Source organism: Serratia sp. L9 (assembly GCF_050632285.1).
Classification (GTDB): domain Bacteria; phylum Pseudomonadota; class Gammaproteobacteria; order Enterobacterales; family Enterobacteriaceae; genus Chania.
Genome location: NZ_CP192591.1, coordinates 3,201,973 through 3,220,139, shown reverse-complemented (window position 1 = coordinate 3,220,139; position 18,167 = coordinate 3,201,973). Strand labels below are relative to the sequence as shown.

Sequence of the window (18,167 nt, the reverse complement as noted above, 5' to 3'; positions counted from 1 at the left end):
CTTCCTGAACTCATTGCAGGGCGGTTGATAAAGGATTAATTGCCGTAAAGCCACCATCTCCAAGGGAGCTCAATGATGAAAACCAATAACCCGATGTTGGAAAAGTTACTGCCTATTCTGCCACTTATCGCCGCTAATGCCGCAGAAGCAGAAAAAGAGAGAAAAGTACCAGACGAAAATATCCGCTTGTTGAAAGGCATCGGTATGCACCGGGTTTTCCAACCGAAAAATTCGGCGGTCTGGAAATCTCGTTACCGGAATTCACCGACTGTGTGGCTGCCCTGGCCGGTGCCTGTGGCGGGACTTCCTGGGCTTTCAGCCTGCTTTGTACCCACAGCCACCAATTGGCGATGTTCTCCGCCAAGTTGCAACAGGAGATCTGGGGTGAAAACCCGGACGCAACCGCCAGCAGCAGTATTGCCCCATTTGGCCGGATTGAAGAGGCCGAAGGTGGCGTTTACCTGAGCGGCGAAATGGGTTGGAGCAGCGGTTGCGATCACGCTGAATGGGCGATTGTCGGTTTTCGCCGCAACAACGCCGCTGGTGAACCCATCTACAGCTTTGGCGTGATCCCACGCAGCGATTATGAAATACGTGATGATTGGTATGCCGTTGGCATGCGCGGCAGCGGCTCCAAGACGCTGATCATCAACCAGGCCTTTATTCCCAACCACCGCATTGAAGCCGCTCAGGACATGATGCAGGGGCGTTCTTCTGGTTATGATCTCTACCCGGACAGCGATATTTATTACACCCCTTACCGCCCTTATTTTGCCTGTGGCTTTGCCTCTATCAGCCTGGGGGTAGCAGAGCGGATGTTGGTGGCATTTAAAGAAAAAACCAAAAACCGTGTCCGCGCCTATACCGGGGCCAGCGTGGGTACCGCAACCCCGGCGCTGATGCGCCTGGCAGAATCCACTCATCAGGTCGCGGCTGCCCGGGCCTTTTTGGAAAAAACCTGGGAAGAACATGCCGAGCATGGCCGACGCCACCAATATCCGTCCCACGAGACGTTAACCTACTGGCGTACCAATCAGGCTTATGCGGTGAAAATGTGTATCGCAGCGGTGGACCGCCTGTTTGCCGCCGCCGGGGCCACCAGTTGGATGGAAAACAATGAAATACAACGCCTGTTCCGCGACTCTCACATGACCGGAGCACATGCTTATACCGATTACGATGTCTGCGCGCAGATCCTTGGGCGTGAGTTGATGGGGTTAGAACCCGATCCGACCATGGTGTAACCAGCAGGAGAATATTTAATGACGCATCATACAGACAATGCCCTGGATCCCCGCGCGTTCCGGCGTGCGCTGGGTAACTTTGCTACCGGTGTAACGGTAGTTACCGCAGCAACCACAGAGGGAGCCAGGGTCGGGGTGACCGCTAACAGCTTTAACTCGGTGTCGCTGGATCCACCGTTGATATTGTGGAGCATTGATAAACGCTCCGGCAGTTATTCAGTCTTTGAGCAAGCCAGCCACTTTGCGATTAATGTCCTGGCCGCCGATCAGATAGATGTGTCCAATCGATTTGCCCGCCCCAGTGAGGATAAATTTGCCGGGATTGAGGTTGATATCGGTGCGGGTGGCGCCCCTCTGCTGGCCGACTGTGCTGCACGTTTTCAGTGCGAGAAATACCAGCAGGTTGATGGCGGTGACCACTGGATCATGATCGGTAAAGTTGTGGCGTTTGACGATCTTGGCCGTGCTCCGCTGGTCTATCACCAGGGGGCCTATTCTATGGTGCTGCCTTATCCGCAAACGTCGGAACGGGTGGTACAAAGTCCTGTGATCAGCGCCAGGCAAGAGCGCCTCAACCATAATATCTACTACCTGCTGACTCAGGCGCTGCGTAGCTATCAAAGCAGCTACCAGCCCAAGCAACTCTCCACCGGGTTGCGGGTCAGTGAGGCTAGAATGTTACTGGTGTTAGATAGCGATGCCTGTATTGACCAGGCCTGCCTGCTGGCCGAAATGGCTATGCCCGTCAGGGAGATTGAAGCGGCGCAGGAGGCATTGTGCCGTAAAGGTTTCATATCAAATACCGATGATGGCCACCACCTGACGGCCGCCGGTGAACGCCAGGCCAATGTGTTAAGAGATATTGCCGCCAAACAGCAGGAACAGGTGTTGGCTGCCTTCCCGGCAGAGGAGGTGCAAATTTTGCAAAAGCTGTTGCGCGGTATTATCGCTAGCGGTCATTAAGAACAAATGGCTGATAGCTAGCCCCCAGGGCCGGGTGAGGGAGGTTAACCACGGTGGTATTCCCCTCACCCTAGCCCTAGCCCGCTCCCCGAAGGAACGAAACTGTCCGCGTCACTATTAGGCATCACGCTCAAGCATGGGCGTATTGCCCTACTCTTTGTTGTGCTCTTCAGACCCCAGCTTATGCAATTGCGAAGGGATGCGCGCCACCGACATCCGCTGCCCTAGCCAACCCAGTGCCGCGCAAACCGCCATCACCAATGTCATGGCAAACGGGGTGTCATCCTGCAGCCAGGAAACCGCCAGGCTTGCCAGCGCACCCATACCAAACTGCAACGAGATCGCCAGTGCGCTGGCGCTTCCGGCCTGCTGGCCACGCTGTTGCAGCAGCAATGACAGGCTGTTGGTGCCAATGGCATTCACCAAAGATATAAACAGCACGATCAGCAGCACCAGCACAGACAAGCTCTGCTGATGGAAAACCAACAACAGCACGCCAAACAGCACCTGGGCACTGCTCTGAATCATCAATAATCTGGGCAAGCTGTAGACTTTCAGCATCCGGACGTTAAGCAACAGCACCGCGATCATGCCGATGACATTGCAACCAAACAGCAGGCCATAATACTGTGCGGGGATCTGGAAGTAGCTGATATAGACGAAAGGTGAACCGCTGATAAAAGCAAACATACCCGCGAAGGAAAACGCCAGGGTGGCGATAATCCCCATCGCCTGCCGATCTCTCACCAACACGCAGTAACTGTGAAACGCCTTGAGGATGTTGCCGGAATGCTCTGGCCGAGCCGTTAAGGTTTCTGGCAATACCCAAAACACCAGTAATCCACTGATACAGCCAACCACCGCCAGCAACATAAAAATCGCCTGCCAGTCGAATACCGTCAGCAATACGCCCCCCAACAACGGGGCCAACAGCGGTGCCACCATGGTCACCAGCGTCATTAACGACAGGACTCGGGGTAACTCGTCTGAAGGGTAGACATCCCTGGCAATAGCCCGCGCCATCACCACCGCCGCGCCACTGCCAAATGCCTGCAGCGCCCTTAAGGCCACCAGTTGCTCAATTTGCGTCACTTGCGTGCACAGCACGCTGGCCACCACAAACAGCAACATGCCGCTCAACAGCAGCTTGCGCCGCCCCAGCCAATCACTAAGCGGCCCATACAGCAGCATCCCGATACAGAAACCGGCGAAGAATGCCCCCAAGGTATGTTGCATCTGCCCTTGCGTCGCCTGGAGCTGTTGCCCCATCGCGGGTAAAGCAGGCAAGTACATATCGATCGACAGCGGGCCAAAAGCCACCAACGATCCCAGCAACGGGATCAACCAGCGCGGTGGCCGCTGAGTAAAAGCAGACGGCATAGATGGGTTCCTAAAGATTATCGGCGTCAGTCTGAAATCATTATCGTTAACATATTAACAAATATCATCAGCCAATAAAAACGCTTAAATCAAGCGGTCCCCTCAAAGCAATAGAGAATTAATTGAGCTTAAGACTTTTTTGCCTTCAACACCGTTGCCATCATCATTAATCAGGACGTAACTGATGCTGTCTGGTTGCCAGGTGGCATCACCACCAATATCCAATGTTCTCTGGCTGAAAGGCGCCAGCATACCGACAGTCAGCGCCTTTGATTTTCCGCCACCGGTTAGCCTGGCTGCGCTGTAGGTAGCGTAATAAGGGGAAGCGTTGTCAACTTTCAGCTTCAACGTACCCGGTTGGCGGATCAGGCTGAATTGCTGATGCTCAACCAGTTTGTCAACTGCCGGCTTCAGGTTCTGGGGCCGATAAAACATTTTCAATTGCAGGCGAACCGCCACTTTGACCGCCGAAACGCCCGGCGGCAAATTGGCATCGGTGGGCGGGATCTCATAAATATTCAGCCAGTACAATGATTCACGATCTTTCGGCTGTGGTATCTGGGTCGCCAGCAGGCGCAGGTTTTTCTGTTCACCAGGCTCCAGCCGGAATATCCCCGGCAGCGGCAATACCGGAACCTCCCCGGCCGTTTCCGGCGTTCCCTCGGGGGCACCATCATCAATCCAGGTCTGCACAATCACCGGATAGCTGTTACCGTTCGACATCAGCAGCGATCGCTCACGATCGGCAGCCGAAAAGACCACTCGTGACGATTCGACAATCACTCCGGCATGCCCTGAACCGCACAACAGCAGCCAGGCCGCAACGGACCACCCCATGATTTTTCGCATTATTGCACCTGAATAATCACCTGCGCCGTAGCGCTGACTTTGCCCGCTGTCACCGTTTTACCCGGTAAAGCCTTCAGCGTAGCGTTAAGGGTTTTGGTATAGCTGGTCATTCCATTGACCACCGTGCCTGGGCTTGCATCATCCAGCACCGGATACCAACCTGCCGCATTGCCCCCCAACACTGAACCACTTAGCGTACTGAGCAGGTTCATTACCGTACCGTTAGTCCGCGAAATCTGGATCCCCACACCGGTAGCGATCGTCGGATCGGTACCGTAACCGTCCGAAAGCAGGTAACTGACTCCCGAACCGGTCGTGCCAAACCCGGCAGACACCGCCGCCGCCGCATTGGCCGGGTTAACCAGAATCCCCATTGCGGTCTGATTGGCGCCAACGCCACTGGCCAGCGCGGTTACCCCGGTATTAGCCGGAGTGCCAGTCTGGCAATTGAATTGGATAGTAATCGGCATCTGGCGTGAAACCCCGGCTTGCAGCTCCGCAACGGTAATAATGGGGAAGCGCACCGTTGGCGTCACGTTATTGACCGAACAGGTAGCCGAGCGGCGAATATACAGGCGGTTATACAAGTTAACCGCCCCCGGCCAAGCATTATACCAACCGCTGTACTGCGTAGCAGAATCCGCTCCCACGCTCAAGCCAGAGGATAATGAGCCCCCTTGAAGGCAATATATGTGGCTGGCTGTGACTGGGGATAAATGCCTGAGCCTTTCATCGAGCCAGATGAAGCACTCAAGCGGAATAACTCCACTTTGGTGTCACTGAAATCCTTGGCCTTAACCAGGATCCACCCCAAGGAGTCGGTTTCCAGATTGGTCAGAGGGCGGGCTTTCCAGTAGCGGGAATAATACTCCCCGGTCACCATATTGGTTGCCCGCAGCGCCATCCCGTCGGCGTAGGTTTGGTAAGACTCTGGCAGGCCGTAAGCAGAACCCACCTCTTTATTGCCTGCATAAGTTGCATCGCCGTTGGTGGCATAGTACTCATACAGGTTCCCAGCCTCACTGGCCGTGCAGCGGAACAGGATTTGATCCGCGCTATAGGTTTGCGCACCTGCCTGCAAGATGCTGACCGTGCCGCTGGCCAACAGCGTGGTATCCGGCTGGAAAGTGCTGTTATTAATGTTGACCACCGTGGGTAAGGTACCGATAGATCCTGAAGTATCGGTAGCCCCACTCCAACTGGCTCCAACCCCTTTACCTGGCTCAGTATAATAATTCGAGCTGGGGTTGGTGTTAGTCGCGGTAATACGGTAGCAAGCCGCCCAGCCTGGGGTCGCTAATGTTATGCCGGTCAGCAGCATTAACGCCGCCGTAAGCCGGTTACGCATGTTGAACCCTCGCTTTAAGTTGCAGATCATTTGCATGGCAACTCCAGACGGTAGAGTGACTGTTTCATATCCTGTCCCCGTAAATCATAGTTCAAGGTACATTGTTCACCGGCGCTCTCACCCCATTTCACCTGCAATTTCCCTTGCTTACCTGAGGCGCGCGCATAAATTTGGTTACCCTGGCCGACCAGGCCAACAACGGTATTCTTGCTGTCATAAACGTTGCTGCCCAGCGGCAGGTTGCCAGCGGATGAACCGGTCAGTTTGATCAATAACGCATAGCCTTCCAGCGTTTTGAAGCTCACTTTCACCGCGGACCCGGCATAAGGCGCGACGCGCTGCTGGTTCTCGCTGAGTTCTGCGCTGGGGTTTTCGATGCCCTTGGCATCCAGGCCGATTTCGTTATAACGGTATGGCACCAGCGATGGCACTATGGCGTAGCCGAAATCGTTAATTTTCGCCCCCATGCCGTTCATCACCTCAGCCCCGGCAACGCCATCGGCTTCCACCAGCGCAAAGGTATCGCCAAGATAAGGCCCCAGCGTCACGCCACCGCTATGAACCACGGCCGCACCGCGAGCGCTTGCCCCGCCCTGGGTATAATTTTTACCCTGTGAGAAGCTGCCCCCACGGTGACTACCGGCAGTTGTTTGGTCAGATTGGCCCCCATGCTGCCCCCTTCGCCACCGGAGTTGAACGCACTGTTAACCGAATAGCTCAAGGTTTGATCTTCACCGAGCGTGCCTGCCATCGCGGCCTGGTAATTGTTATTGCCGTTGCTGCCGGTTTGATGGGTGACGCCAGTCGAAATTATTGGCGCACGCGGGCTACTCCCCCACGGGACTGACACCGATAACATGATCGTGTTCTGCGTTATGCCTTGGTTTACATCACCTTGCGATACCAACCCGGTTGGGGTTCGCCCGGTTTGCTGACGGCTGAGCGACAGGTTGTAGCTGACGCTGTTGTAATTATGCGAATACGCCATCTGGTATTGAGTGTCTCGCCCTCGCCCCCCACGATAAGTGCTGGTAGAACCTGAGAAATAGAGTTGGCCATATTCCCCCAGACTCTGGCTGACGGTGGCGACAAACTGGTTACTTTGCTGATAAGTGTTGGAAAGCCAGACCTCATTGCTCCCCTTAGCCTCGCGCACCCCCAGCACGTCCGCCAGATCGCGATAACCTTCGGTTGAGTAGCGATATCCGGCCAACGCCAGCGTGGTTGATGTTGGGGCAAATGTCCGGCTGTAGGTCGCCCCGACCCGCCAGCCATCAACCGTGGTGTCCCACATATCAGCCCGCGAATAGGTGGCGTTAATACCTAGAGCGCCTAGCTGGCTGGCAAAGACTGCGCCCCCCAGCAGTGCCTGGTAACCATCCGAAATACGTACGCCCGAGTTAGCCGTGATGGCGTTGGTCAGGCCGGTTTGGTAGGTCAGATCGGTAAAGGCCGCATTGCTGTCGGCGATATTACGCACCTGTCCGGCGGAGAAGCTGGTCCGTGATTGTCCAGGACGCATTGAATCGGATACCGCAGAAAACGGTATGGTAAATGAAGAAACGCGGCCATCCGCCTCCAGCACTTCCACCACCAGGTCACCCTGGTAACTGGTCGGATACAGATCGTCAATCACGAACGCCCCTGGCGCCACCGTGGTTTGATAAATCTGCACGCCAGACTGGCTGACACTGACTTTGGCGGTGGTCGCCGCCACGCCGCGGATGGTGGGGGCATAGCCACGTTGTGATTCTGGCAACATACGGTCATCGGTTTCCAGCTGTATGCCGCGGAAACCCAGGCTGCTGAAAAGGCGGCCTGAGGTAAAACTGTCACCCAGCGTCAATTGGCTGCCGATCGACGGCAGTGGCCGCTGCACGTAATTTCGCACCGAATTCCACTGGCTATTGCTTGGGCTGTTATCGCTGGTAAAGCGGGTAAAGGTCGACTGTTGGCGGAATTGCCACAGGCCGAGGTTAAGGCCAGAATTCAGCCCCAGATAGGTCGACTCCGTGGTATTGCCGGAAGCCTGCGTGCGGTAGTAATTGGTATCATAATTGGCAAAGGCGACCGTCTCCCCAGCGGATAAATCGCTGGTGGATACCGCCCCACGAGCCATACGCTGCATTAATGCCTGCGGCACGAACATATCGAGACGTAAACGGGCAAAGTCGAAACGGCTGGAGGCCCCATCAACCTGCTGCTCAAGGTTCAGGCACTGCGCATCATCATGGTTTTTTCCTTGATGCTGTCTGCCAGAATACCAACACCCAGCAGCATCTCGCGGGTAAAACACGCGGACACGTCTCCACGCTCCCCGGCAGCAAACACCAGCGATTGCCGTGACAGGAACGTGCCATTAACAAATAAATCTACCTGATAGGTTCCGGGTTCAACGGTGTTGGCCTGATTAAAACGCGCAATGCTGTTTTGCTCTTTGGCGGTGCCGACCAACATGCTGTCGTCAAACTCAAACGCGTTGTTGTTCTCGGCAGCAAAAGCCTGTGGAAGCAGCAGCCACAGTAATAATGTCAGTGGTTTTAATCGATTAACCTGCGGAGGAACGTGCGAAAGGGTCACTGCCTGGCAGGTATCAGAGTAACGTCGAATTGTATTTTTTATTGCGTCCATGACTCGCTTCCATGACTATCTAGTCTCTTTACTACAGGGGCTGTCCAAAAAGCAGGTATACCAAATCAGTTCAACGTCGCTTGCGCGCGGCTGTGGGCACCGTAATCATTAACCAGGGTAAAACTTACTTTTTTAGCCCCAGCCGGGGATATCGTGCCTTTCTCCAGCTTCCAGCTGGCCTGTGATTTTGGCGCAACCATATCCACTTTAAATGGCACTTCTTTATCACCCACCATCACCGCAGCCTTGATAAATGACGCGTAATAACCGGAGTCGTTATTCGCCGTCAGCACCCATTGCCCCCCTGCTGTTTAAGCGAGAAGCGGATTTGCTCAGTGACTTTTTCAGGTCCGCCCACAATGCCTTTCGGGCGATAAAACACTTTGACTCTATTACGCAGCACCACCGTCATCTGGTTCTCTGCGGCACCGGCGATATTTTTGGGTGGGATTTGTACGCTATTAAGGTAAAAAACAGATTCGCGATCCTGCGGCAGATCTTTACCGGTAAACATCAGGCGAACTGACTGGCCGGTTTTTGGCTCAATTCGAAACAGGGCTGGCACCACGACAAAGGGACCATCGGCATTATCCGGAGTAGAAGATGGGTTGTTAATGTCGGTCCACATCTGCACGACATAGGGAATACTGTCATTATTGGTCAGTTGCACCGTCTGCGACTGTGCCCCCCAGGGAAAATCACCCGGGTATTGAGCATCACTACGCTGGCCATCACGGGTTCAGCCAGTAATAAAAACATGACAGCTAAGGCACCAATGAAAGAATTGGAACTCTTGGTTTTCATGCTGAATATCCTCACTTATTGCTATCAAAGCCTCTCCAAACCACTTAATTAATAAGCCGCCTGTGGGACATACAAAAAATATTGATAAGTTTCGATGGGCTTTGTTTGCAGATTTACGAGCAGGTCAGAATATATTCCACTGCTAGAAAAATCCGATTAAACCGGGTGAAAACAAGCTGGCCAATAAAGTGTCCTTAGCCAGCTTTAAAATAAGGCTGCTTAACCAATACTCAAATTAATTAGAGTTACAGCCAGACGGCAAGAAAGTTAATCCCCTGGCGCTTACTGAGGTAAGTGACCGGGTTTACTCCCACCGCCGACAACACTGTAACTGCAAATTAAGAAGGTTATATTACTGGTAAGAAACGGAGTACTGTACGCTGCCCAATACTGAACCTGGGGTAGCGGTGCCTTCGGAGTAATATTCCACAGCAAAGTCATAAGCCGCAGACGTCGCGCCGGAAGCCAGTGAAAGCCCTGCGGAACCGGTTTGGCCGGTCAGATCCAGTGGCGTGCTTGGCGAAGCTGGGTCAACCAATTGCAGAGACACATTAGACGCGCTGCCGGTGTTACCCATGCGGCCATCAGCGGTCAGGTTGTTCCCCACAAACACGGTTTTAATTGCGGTGACACTGGCAGACGCGGTGCAACCGGTCAGGCCAATGGTGAATGGCGTTTGCCCGGCGGTACTGCCACTGGTTGCCAGTGAGGTGGTTGGTACCGTTGGCAGCAGGATCAGTGGCGTGGAGGCATTGCCGTTGATGCTGATATCGCAAGTTTGATCGGCTACTTCACCCTGGAATTTAATGGTGTTATCAGCCAGCACAGCGCTAGACAAAATCAGGCCAGATACCATAATCGCAATATTTTTCATTTTCATACTCTTTATAACCCTTCCATGTTCTGTTAATGGCGAGTGAGAAAGCTCTGCATTTTCACGCACCAATAACCTGGTTGTTACTACGGTTTTTCTCTCTTTCCATAAGTGTGGGGAATGGCTTCCCGGACACCAGAAAAATCCGATCAATCTGATCGTGCTTCAGCCAACCAAATCCTTACTACTGCACTAAATGCACTTACGAATTTGACTACGCTTCGACCAGAATTATCTTACACAACAAAAACACAAATAGAATCATTAACTGACCAAATCAATATAAATAGCTTTTAGTTCTGACTTTAATGTTTTTAATGTCAGTTTTAATTTAAAAATGTTTATTATTTTTTTTGTACAGAACAGAAAACCAAGACAATTCCTAAAAAATAATGTTAAGAATTAACTCATTCATGAAAAGAATAGTCCGATAAAAATTTACAAACAGATAAAGATGTCCAAACGCACGCCAGCATGAACAGCAACAATGCAGGAGGAAGATGCAGAGGGGGAAGGTATTTACCCCTTCCCCGAGGCCAAGCGTTGCGCTTGTCAGACTTGATGTTGTTGTAAACGTTCGCTGCGATAGAAGTTCAGCACGCACCAACCGAGAGCGATCAGCGCTAATGGCGCACCAACGAAACCGATGTTTGCCATTCCAAGGTGCAGGCTGACCTGATTACCCAGCAGCGCCCCGCCCCCGATACCAAAGTTATACAGTCCAGAGAAGATCGCCATTGCGACGTCCGTCGCGTCCGGTGCCAGGCTTAACACTTTAGCCTGCATGGAGAGGCCAATCGCCATGATTGCCATCCCCCATACCACGCAAAGCAACGTCAGGGAAATTTCATTGCCGGAAGCTGGCAACAGCAATAACAGGCTGGCGGCCAACAGGCCAATGGCACCAATAAAGAAGCCTGAAGGGAAGCATTCACTGTAGCGGCTAAACAGCAGGCTACCGATAATCCCCGCAGCACCAAACAGTAACAACATCAGCGTGGTAAAATTGGCAGACAACCCCACCACGGTCTGAATAAAGGGTTCGATATAGCTGTAGGCGGTAAAGTGAGCCGTAACCACCACAATAGTCAACATATACAGGCTAACCAATGCCGGGCGTTTAAATAACACCGGCACGCTGGCCAACGAGCCGGAATGTTCACTTTTGAGCACCGGCAGCAAGCGCCACAGCATCACCAGCGCCAACGTGGCACAAACCGCGATACCAATAAAAGTCATGCGCCAACCCAGCAGTTGCCCCACCACTCGGCCTAACGGCAAGCCCAGTACCATCGCCAACGCGGTTCCCCCCGCCAGCATGCTCAACGCCTGCGCCTTCTTGCCCGCCGGCGCCATGCGGATAGCCAATGACGCAGTAATTGACCAGAACACCGAGTGTGCCAGCGCTACACCAATCCGCGAAATCACCAGGGTAGTAAAGTCCCATGCCACCGCCGTGAGCACATGGCTGGCAATAAATAGCACAAACACCCCGATCAACAGCTTGCGCCGTTCAATCTTGCTGGTCAGCAACATACAGATTAACGAAGCCGTGGCGACAATCCAGGCATAGATAGTGATGATCAGGCCAACCTGCTCGGTCTGCATCTCAAAGCTTTGGGCAATATCGCTCAATAACCCGACAGGGATAAATTCGGTGGTATTAAAGATAAATGCCGAAACGGCAAGGACGACGACACGCAACCAGGCGGTTGAGCGAGAAGTGCTGACTTCTTCCATATTGAGATGTTCCAGTACAGGGCGGGCAATAGCGATATTTTATCCAACCCGTAACAAAAATGCGATTCACATCACATTTTTTATAGTGCTGAATTGTTCAGCAGCAACCCCAAGGGCAGAAATATCGGCTTTCAGGCCCCATCGGCTCCCGATGAAAAGTGGCCCTTCCATCGGGAGCGATAATCGTTAACCTCCTCCCAGATAGGCTTTTCTCACCTCCTGGTTACTTAGCAGTTCTGCCCCTGTGCCGCTCAGACGGATCTGGCCGTTGACCATCACATACCCCCGGTCGGAAAGTTTCAACGCGTGGTTGGCATTCTGCTCCACCAGGAAAATGGTCATCCCGCTGTTGGCCAGCTCACGCAGAATGCTGAATATCTGTTTGACGATGATCGGCGCCAGCCCCAGGCTGGGCTCATCCAGCAAAAGCAGTTTTGGCCGGCTCATCAACGCACGGGCTATCGCCAGCATTTGCTGTTCCCCACCCGACATGGTCATTGCCCGCTGGTTACGCCGCTCTTTCAGGCGTGGGAACAGCTCGAACATACGCTGCATATCTTCGGCAACATAGCGGTTACCCAGCGTGATGGTGCCCATCAACAGGTTTTCCTCCACGCTCATATCCGGGAAAATCCGCCGCCCTTCCGGAGCCTGTGCAATGCCACTGCTGGCGACAAAATGTGTCGAGCGCTGGCTGATATCCTCACCGTGAAACAGAATTTGCCCACCGCTGATACGGGGTTGACCGAAAATCGACATCAGCAACGTGGACTTCCCTGCACCGTTGGCGCCGATCAGCGCAACGGTTTCCCCTTGCCTCACCTGCAATGACACCTGCTGCAGCGCCTGGATCGGGCCGTAATGCACATCCACATTGCGAAATTCCAGCATCACGTCGTTCATCCCGCCAACTCCTCTTCGTCCGCACCCAGATAAGCGGCAATCACACTGTCATTATGTTGGATCTCCTGCGGTGAACCCTGCGCGATCACATCCCCATGATCCAGCACGATCACCCGATCGGAGATTTCCATCACCATCCCCATATCATGCTCGATCAACAGCACCGTGATGCCATGATGCTGACGCAGGAAACGGATAATCCGGCTTAAGGTGGCGGTTTCTACCGGATTCAGCCCGGCGGCAGGTTCATCCAGGCAGATCATCTCCGGGGTGGTGCACATGGCTCGGGCAATTTCCAGCCGCCGCTGCTGGCCGTATGACATCTCCCCCGCCAGTCGGTTGGCGCAATCTACCAGTTCGACCACCTCCAGCCAGTAAAATGCGCGATCGAGGGCCTCGCTCTCTGCCCGGCGATAGGCGACCGTATTCAGCACACCAGCCACCAGGTTACGATTGCTCAGGCGGTGTTGCGCCACCAGCAGGTTTTCTACCACCGACATTTCACGGAACAGGCGGATATTCTGGAAAGTCCGGGCCAGTCCGGCACGGTTCACCAAATGAGTACCGCCAAACATTTTGTAGTAAAGACGCGATCCCAGTTGCGCGGGGTTAATCCAGTCGCTGGCCTGGAATTTCTGCCCGAGAACGCGGATCACATCGGTGGGTTTCTTGCGGGTGTTGAGCACAATAGCGCCGCCGCTGGCGCGATAAAAACCCGTCAGACAGTTGAACACCGTGGTTTTCCCTGCGCCATTCGGGCCAATCAATGCGGTAATCGACCCCCGTTCAACCTGCAGATTCACATCGTTCAACGCCTTGATGCCACCAAAGCGCATCATCAGGTGTTCGACTCGCAAAATGGCATCGTTCATGGCGCCACCCCTTGCGTGTTGCAAAGCTGCTGCGACTGATACGTACCAGGCCACGTGGGCGCCAGATCATCATCAACACCATCAGCACACCGAACAATAACACCCGATATTCAGCAAAACTGCGCAGCAGCTCAGGTGCCACCGTTAGCACAAAGGCCGCCAGCACCACGCCGATGGTCGAGCCCATGCCGCCGAGCACCACAATCGCCAGGATCAGCGCCGACTCAAAGAAGGTGAATGAAGTCGGGTTGACGAAGCCTTGATAAGTGGCAAAGAACACCCCGGCGATCCCGGCGGTGGAAGCCCCCATCATAAACGCCGAGAGTTTGACCAATACATGGTTCAGCCCAAGCGAGCGGCAGGCAATTTCATCCTCACGCAGTGCCTCCCACGCGCGTCCAATCGGCATCCGCGTCAGGCGATGTTTTACGAACAGCACCAGCAATACCACCATGCATAACACCGCGTAAATAAAGATAAACTTCAGGTTGGGGTTATAAGGGATAGCCAGGAATTCATGAATAGGTATCCCCCTTCTTTGGCACGGCGGCCAAACTCCAGGCCGAACAAGGTGGGTGCAGGTACCGAAACACCGTTAGGTCCGCCGGTGAGCGACATCCAGTTATTCAGCACCAGACGGATGATCTCACCAAAACCCAAGGTCACGATCGCCAGATAGTCGCCATGCATACGCAGCACCGGGAACCCCAGCAGCGCCCCCGCCAAAGCCGCCATCAGAGCCCCCAGCGGCAGCATTGCCCAAAAACCCAGGCCAAGATACTGATAACCAAGCGCAAGACCATAGGCTCCGATGGCGTAAAACGCCACGTATCCCAGATCGAGTAACCCGGCCAGCCCGACAACAATGTTCAGCCCCAGCCCCAACAGCACGTAGATCAGGCCAAGGATCGCCACCGTCAGCAGGTATTTGGTCGCTATAAACGGGAACAACAGCGCCAGCACGGCCAACAGTGGCATGATCCAGCGAAGACTGGTTTTAGCACCGATTGACCGCACATAGACGCCGTCGTTTCCTCCCTCAAAGCGCCTTAAAACCCTGCGCCCAGGGGGAGTCTGCAAGAACAGGCTGAGCACCAGACGCCCAACCATCACCACCGCAATAATCAACACCAGCCGCTGCGGTTCGAAGTTAAAGCTGTAGCCGTCCAGCACGATGCCAACGATCGGGCCAAAAACAATCAGCGCAATCAGGCCCGCCAGTACAGCATCCAACAGGCTGCGTTTAATATTCAGCCCTTGATGACCTACGGATTGAGACATAGTTTCCCTCACACCTTAGCGACCATTGGTCGCCCCAGCAGGCCCTGAGGGCGGAAAATCAAAATCACCACCAGCAGTGCAAACGAAAACACGTCCTTGTAATCCGAGTTCACCATACCGGCGAACTGTGCCTCAGCCACCCCCAACAGCAAGCCACCGAGCATGGCGCCGGGCAGTGAGCCAATGCCGCCTAATACCGCAGCGGTAAAAGCTTTGATGCCAATGATAAAGCCAACGTAAAAATCGAAGGTGCCGTAGTTCATGGTGATCAATACCCCGGCCAGCCCGGCCATAGCGGCGCCGATCACGAACACCAGAGAGATCACCCGATCGGTATTAATACCGAGTATCGACGCCATTTTGCGATCCTGTTGGGTCGCGCGGCAGATACGCCCGAGCCGCGTATGCTGGATCACATAGGTGAGTACCGCCATGCCCAGTAATGAGGCCACCAGAATAAATACCTTGGTGTAAGTGATCTGGATGACCCCCGTCGAAATCGAGGCGGAACACACCATCCAGCAGCGTAGGTATCCCCTGCTGGCGCGGCCCCTGGCTGATTTGCACGTAGTTTTGCAGGATCAAAGACATACCGATGGCAGAGATAAGCGGGGCCAGACGCGTGGAGTTACGCAATGGTTTATAGGCGATGCGTTCAATTACCCAGCCGTAAACCCCGGTGACCATAATGGTAAACACCAGAGTGCCCAGGATCAGCAGCGGGAAAGATTGCAAGCCAAAGAAAGAGAGCAGCGCCAGACCAATCGCGCATAGATAGGCGGAAATCATATATACCTCGCCGTGGGCGAAGTTGATCATGCCGATGATGCCGTAAACCATGGTGTAGCCGATGGCGATCAGGCCATACACCGCGCCAAGGGTCAGGCCGTTAATCATCTGTTGCAGGAAGAAAACATCCATAGTAAGCAATCTCACCTGATGGGCGGGCCGCAAGTTCTATACCCATCGCCTTTCAAGCTGCAGCGTTGTGACCTGCACTTTCTCACCCCCGTCACTGACTTGAGTCAGCTCCAGAGGATGAAATAGCTTGGTGCCTGGCTGCGCTGTACAGGGAGGTACAAATGGCGCGGACGCAGGGATGCGCTTGAGCGGCCAACTTGAAATCCATAGGGTATACACCAGACGGCCCAAATAAAGTTAAAGCGGGCCCGCGCCAATGCGCAGACCCGTTATTCTTGTCATTTAAGCTGGTGATATTTGCCCTGATCGTCCCATTGATAGACCACGTAGTCGGATACCTTCAGATCGCCCTTGTTATCCCAGGCCTTTTTCCCCATCACGGTATCCACATTGTTAGCCTTCAACCATTCGCTGGCTTTGGCACTGTCTTTACCCCCGGTAGCATTGAAAGCCGCAGCAATCGCCTGGATTGAAGCGTAGGAATACAGGGTGTAACCTTCCGGTTCAAACCCGCTGGCGCGGAATTTGGCAATCACCTCTTTCCCTTCCGGGATTTGGCGTGGATCGTTACCGAAGGTCATCAGGACGCCCGAGGTATACTGCGGCCCACCGGCTGCCGTCACCAGTTCCTCGGTAACGATACAGTCGCCGGAGAAGAACTTGGCCTTCACCCCTTGTTCGCGCATTTGACGCACCAGCGGCCCGGCTTCTGGGTGGCAGCCCCCAAAGTAGACTACGTCTGGTTTAAGTGCGGCGATCTTGGTCACCAGGGCGTTGAAGTCTTTTTCACCACGGGATAACCCCTCGTACAACACCTCTTTCACACCGCGTTTATTCATCTCGGCTCTGGCGGCATCGGCCAGCCCCTGCCCATAGGTGTCTTTGTCATGGATAACGGCAATTTTCTTCGCCTTCAGGGTGTTCAACATGTAATTGGTAGCGATAACGCCTTGCTGATCGTCGCGGCCACACATGCGGAACATATTATTCATGCCACGTTCGGTAATTTGCGGATTGGTTGATCCGGGGGTGATGGCAATAATACCGGCTTCGTCATACACCTCCGAGGCAGGCATGGTGGATGATGAACAGAAATGCCCCACTACGGCGGCAACGTGGTCCTGATCGACCAACCTGTTGGCTACCGCCACCGCTTGCTTGGGTTCACAAGCATCGTCACCTTGCACCAGCTTGATCTTTTCCCCTTTAATCCCCCCGGCAGCATTGATATCCGCTGCCGCCTGCGAAGCGCCACGCCAATATTGATCCCCATAAGTTGCATTCGGACCGGAGAACGGCCCTGCAACACCAATGACGATATCTGCATGGGCAGAAAAAGCCGTACTAAAACAACCAATAAGCAGAGCAGCAATCGGGGTTTTAATCATGTTCAATGACATTTTGCATTCCTCAGCACTGTTTTAGCGAATTACCCTAGACCCGGTGGATTCAAGTTGCAGCCAACAACGCTGCAGCTTTAAGGACTGACAAGAGCAGTCACTTTATGTGTAGTCGGGGAAAATAATTTGCGCGAGAGCGCAGCCGATTTACCCGCATTTAAATAAGCAAAAATCCAGCCATTGTGACGGCCCATACAAAAATTCTGCTGATTTGCCGGAAATCTCAGGCTGAAAAATGAGAATGCTCACTGGGAAATGGGATAAACAAGGTGGGAAAACGATCGGCGGGATCATTGGAGCACCATGCTGGTGCAGTGGGTGTTTATGCTAAGCAAGGGAAAAACAAAAATGCCCCCCGAAGAGAGCATTTCTAGCGCAAAACCTGGTATTCCCGGAAAGCCTGAATACGGTTTATGACCTTACAACCAAAGCAATGCTGCGTTATGCGCCAACGACACGCTCAACCAAGGCATTGGTCAGATCGTTACGGATCTGGTTGCAGGTTTTTGAGATACGGAACTGATAGGCCGCATCCATAATTTGCTGAATATCGACGCTGACGTTTTCACGAACGCGCATATACAATTTGGCTTGCGTGACAATATGGTTCATTTCCACGCTACGGGTTTGATACAGACCGGCATTAACCTGCTGCAAAGCGTTCAGCTCTTTCATGCAGGTATACATGATGGCTTCAGTACCGGTAGATGCCATTGGCTGAGCCGGTTGAGCAACTGCAGGCTTAGGCGTAGCCACTGGAGTTGCGGCCGCAGGCTTGGTTTTGGCGCGGTTATCCGCACTCTGGCACCCTGCCAGCAACACACACAATGCGGCTATTGCGATTGTTTTTTTCATTACTAAAAAACTCCGGGAAACAAAGGAACGGTGTAGTTAACCGCTAAAAAGATGGCTAAGCGTAGCATAGAGTAATAAATGCAACATTGACAAGGCCTGCAA

Annotated in this window: 15 protein-coding genes and 3 pseudogenes; 2 read left to right on the top strand and 16 right to left on the bottom strand. The window is 53.6% G+C overall.

Going from position 1 to position 18,167, the window contains the following annotated elements; genetic code table 11:
• Window positions 1-239 precede the first annotated feature (239 nt).
• Together ACQ86O_RS15170 and ACQ86O_RS15165 are read left to right on the top strand one after the other, a co-directional pair.
• Entirely contained in the window at window positions 240-1,244 is a 1,005-nt protein-coding gene (locus ACQ86O_RS15170; RefSeq protein ID WP_431225737.1) for a p-hydroxyphenylacetate 3-hydroxylase oxygenase component, read from the top strand.
• 18 nt (window positions 1,245-1,262) lie between these two features.
• Window positions 1,263-2,207: a p-hydroxyphenylacetate 3-hydroxylase reductase component gene (locus ACQ86O_RS15165; protein WP_431221806.1), complete on the top strand. Its 945-nt coding sequence runs from the start codon at window positions 1,263-1,265 to the stop codon at window positions 2,205-2,207.
• 150 nt (window positions 2,208-2,357) lie between these two features.
• Here the strand turns inward: ACQ86O_RS15165 and ACQ86O_RS15160 are convergent, their stop codons facing one another.
• The 16 genes and pseudogenes from ACQ86O_RS15160 to ACQ86O_RS15085 all read right to left on the bottom strand — a co-directional run bounded on the left by ACQ86O_RS15160 (window position 2,358) and on the right by ACQ86O_RS15085 (window position 18,065).
• Window positions 2,358-3,587: a Bcr/CflA family multidrug efflux MFS transporter gene (locus tag ACQ86O_RS15160; RefSeq protein WP_431221805.1), complete on the bottom strand. Its 1,230-nt coding sequence runs from the start codon at window positions 3,585-3,587 to the stop codon at window positions 2,358-2,360.
• Between the two features lie 102 nt (window positions 3,588-3,689).
• Window positions 3,690-4,436, bottom strand: coding sequence for a fimbrial biogenesis chaperone (locus ACQ86O_RS15155; protein WP_431221804.1), 747 nt, complete (start codon window positions 4,434-4,436; stop codon window positions 3,690-3,692).
• A complete protein-coding gene (locus tag ACQ86O_RS15150; RefSeq protein WP_431221803.1) occupies window positions 4,436-5,023 on the bottom strand; it encodes a fimbrial protein in 588 nt (195 codons plus the stop codon). Before ACQ86O_RS15150 ends, ACQ86O_RS15155 begins: the two co-directional genes overlap by 1 nt.
• A 65-nt stretch (window positions 5,024-5,088) precedes the next feature.
• A complete protein-coding gene (locus ACQ86O_RS15145) occupies window positions 5,089-5,784 on the bottom strand; it encodes a hypothetical protein (RefSeq protein ID WP_431221802.1) in 696 nt (231 codons plus the stop codon).
• Window positions 5,785-5,810: 26 nt separating this feature from the next.
• Window positions 5,811-6,089, bottom strand: a complete 279-nt coding sequence (locus ACQ86O_RS15140) for a FimD/PapC C-terminal domain-containing protein (RefSeq protein WP_431225736.1) — start codon at window positions 6,087-6,089, stop codon at window positions 5,811-5,813.
• Window positions 6,090-6,140: 51 nt separating this feature from the next.
• A pseudogene (locus ACQ86O_RS15135) lies at window positions 6,141-8,241 on the bottom strand (fimbria/pilus outer membrane usher protein); the annotation flags it as partial.
• A gap of 239 nt (window positions 8,242-8,480) precedes the next feature.
• A complete protein-coding gene (locus ACQ86O_RS15130; protein WP_431221801.1) occupies window positions 8,481-8,708 on the bottom strand; it encodes a hypothetical protein in 228 nt (75 codons plus the stop codon).
• Entirely contained in the window at window positions 8,702-9,085 is a 384-nt protein-coding gene (locus ACQ86O_RS15125; RefSeq protein ID WP_431221800.1) for a fimbrial biogenesis chaperone, read from the bottom strand. The genes ACQ86O_RS15130 and ACQ86O_RS15125 overlap by 7 nt, the downstream gene beginning before the upstream one ends.
• Window positions 9,086-9,571: 486 nt before the next feature.
• Window positions 9,572-10,099, bottom strand: a complete 528-nt coding sequence (locus ACQ86O_RS15120) for a fimbrial protein (protein WP_431221799.1) — start codon at window positions 10,097-10,099, stop codon at window positions 9,572-9,574.
• Between the two features lie 546 nt (window positions 10,100-10,645).
• Window positions 10,646-11,833: a sugar transporter gene (locus ACQ86O_RS15115; protein ID WP_431221798.1), complete on the bottom strand. Its 1,188-nt coding sequence runs from the start codon at window positions 11,831-11,833 to the stop codon at window positions 10,646-10,648.
• Window positions 11,834-12,019: 186 nt separating this feature from the next.
• Complete coding sequence (locus tag ACQ86O_RS15110; RefSeq protein WP_431221797.1) at window positions 12,020-12,736, bottom strand: ABC transporter ATP-binding protein; 717 nt, start codon at window positions 12,734-12,736, stop codon at window positions 12,020-12,022.
• Complete coding sequence (locus ACQ86O_RS15105; RefSeq protein WP_431221796.1) at window positions 12,733-13,608, bottom strand: ABC transporter ATP-binding protein; 876 nt, start codon at window positions 13,606-13,608, stop codon at window positions 12,733-12,735. Before ACQ86O_RS15105 ends, ACQ86O_RS15110 begins: the two co-directional genes overlap by 4 nt.
• Window positions 13,609-13,615: 7 nt before the next feature.
• Window positions 13,616-14,889, bottom strand: a pseudogene (gene livM / locus ACQ86O_RS15100) (high-affinity branched-chain amino acid ABC transporter permease LivM); the annotation flags it as partial.
• Window positions 14,890-14,897: 8 nt separating this feature from the next.
• Window positions 14,898-15,810, bottom strand: a pseudogene (locus ACQ86O_RS15095) (ABC transporter permease subunit).
• 278 nt (window positions 15,811-16,088) lie between these two features.
• Window positions 16,089-17,210, bottom strand: coding sequence for a branched-chain amino acid ABC transporter substrate-binding protein (locus ACQ86O_RS15090; RefSeq protein WP_431221795.1), 1,122 nt, complete (start codon window positions 17,208-17,210; stop codon window positions 16,089-16,091).
• Window positions 17,211-17,651: 441 nt separating this feature from the next.
• Window positions 17,652-18,065: a hypothetical protein gene (locus ACQ86O_RS15085; RefSeq protein WP_431221794.1), complete on the bottom strand. Its 414-nt coding sequence runs from the start codon at window positions 18,063-18,065 to the stop codon at window positions 17,652-17,654.
• Window positions 18,066-18,167 lie beyond the last annotated feature (102 nt).

Coding starts and splice junctions, on each gene's coding strand:
- ACQ86O_RS15145 (WP_431221802.1), bottom strand. CDS start 5,784: ATGCGTAACCGGCTTACGGCGGCGTTAATGCTGCTGACCGGCATAACA.
- ACQ86O_RS15165 (WP_431221806.1), top strand. CDS start 1,263: ATGACGCATCATACAGACAATGCCCTGGATCCCCGCGCGTTCCGGCGT.
- ACQ86O_RS15155 (WP_431221804.1), bottom strand. CDS start 4,436: ATGCGAAAAATCATGGGGTGGTCCGTTGCGGCCTGGCTGCTGTTGTGC.
- ACQ86O_RS15160 (WP_431221805.1), bottom strand. CDS start 3,587: ATGCCGTCTGCTTTTACTCAGCGGCCACCGCGCTGGTTGATCCCGTTG.
- ACQ86O_RS15115 (WP_431221798.1), bottom strand. CDS start 11,833: ATGGAAGAAGTCAGCACTTCTCGCTCAACCGCCTGGTTGCGTGTCGTC.
- ACQ86O_RS15105 (WP_431221796.1), bottom strand. CDS start 13,608: ATGAACGATGCCATTTTGCGAGTCGAACACCTGATGATGCGCTTTGGT.
- ACQ86O_RS15110 (WP_431221797.1), bottom strand. CDS start 12,736: ATGAACGACGTGATGCTGGAATTTCGCAATGTGGATGTGCATTACGGC.
- ACQ86O_RS15085 (WP_431221794.1), bottom strand. CDS start 18,065: ATGAAAAAAACAATCGCAATAGCCGCATTGTGTGTGTTGCTGGCAGGG.
- ACQ86O_RS15090 (WP_431221795.1), bottom strand. CDS start 17,210: ATGTCATTGAACATGATTAAAACCCCGATTGCTGCTCTGCTTATTGGT.
- ACQ86O_RS15120 (WP_431221799.1), bottom strand. CDS start 10,099: ATGAAAATGAAAAATATTGCGATTATGGTATCTGGCCTGATTTTGTCT.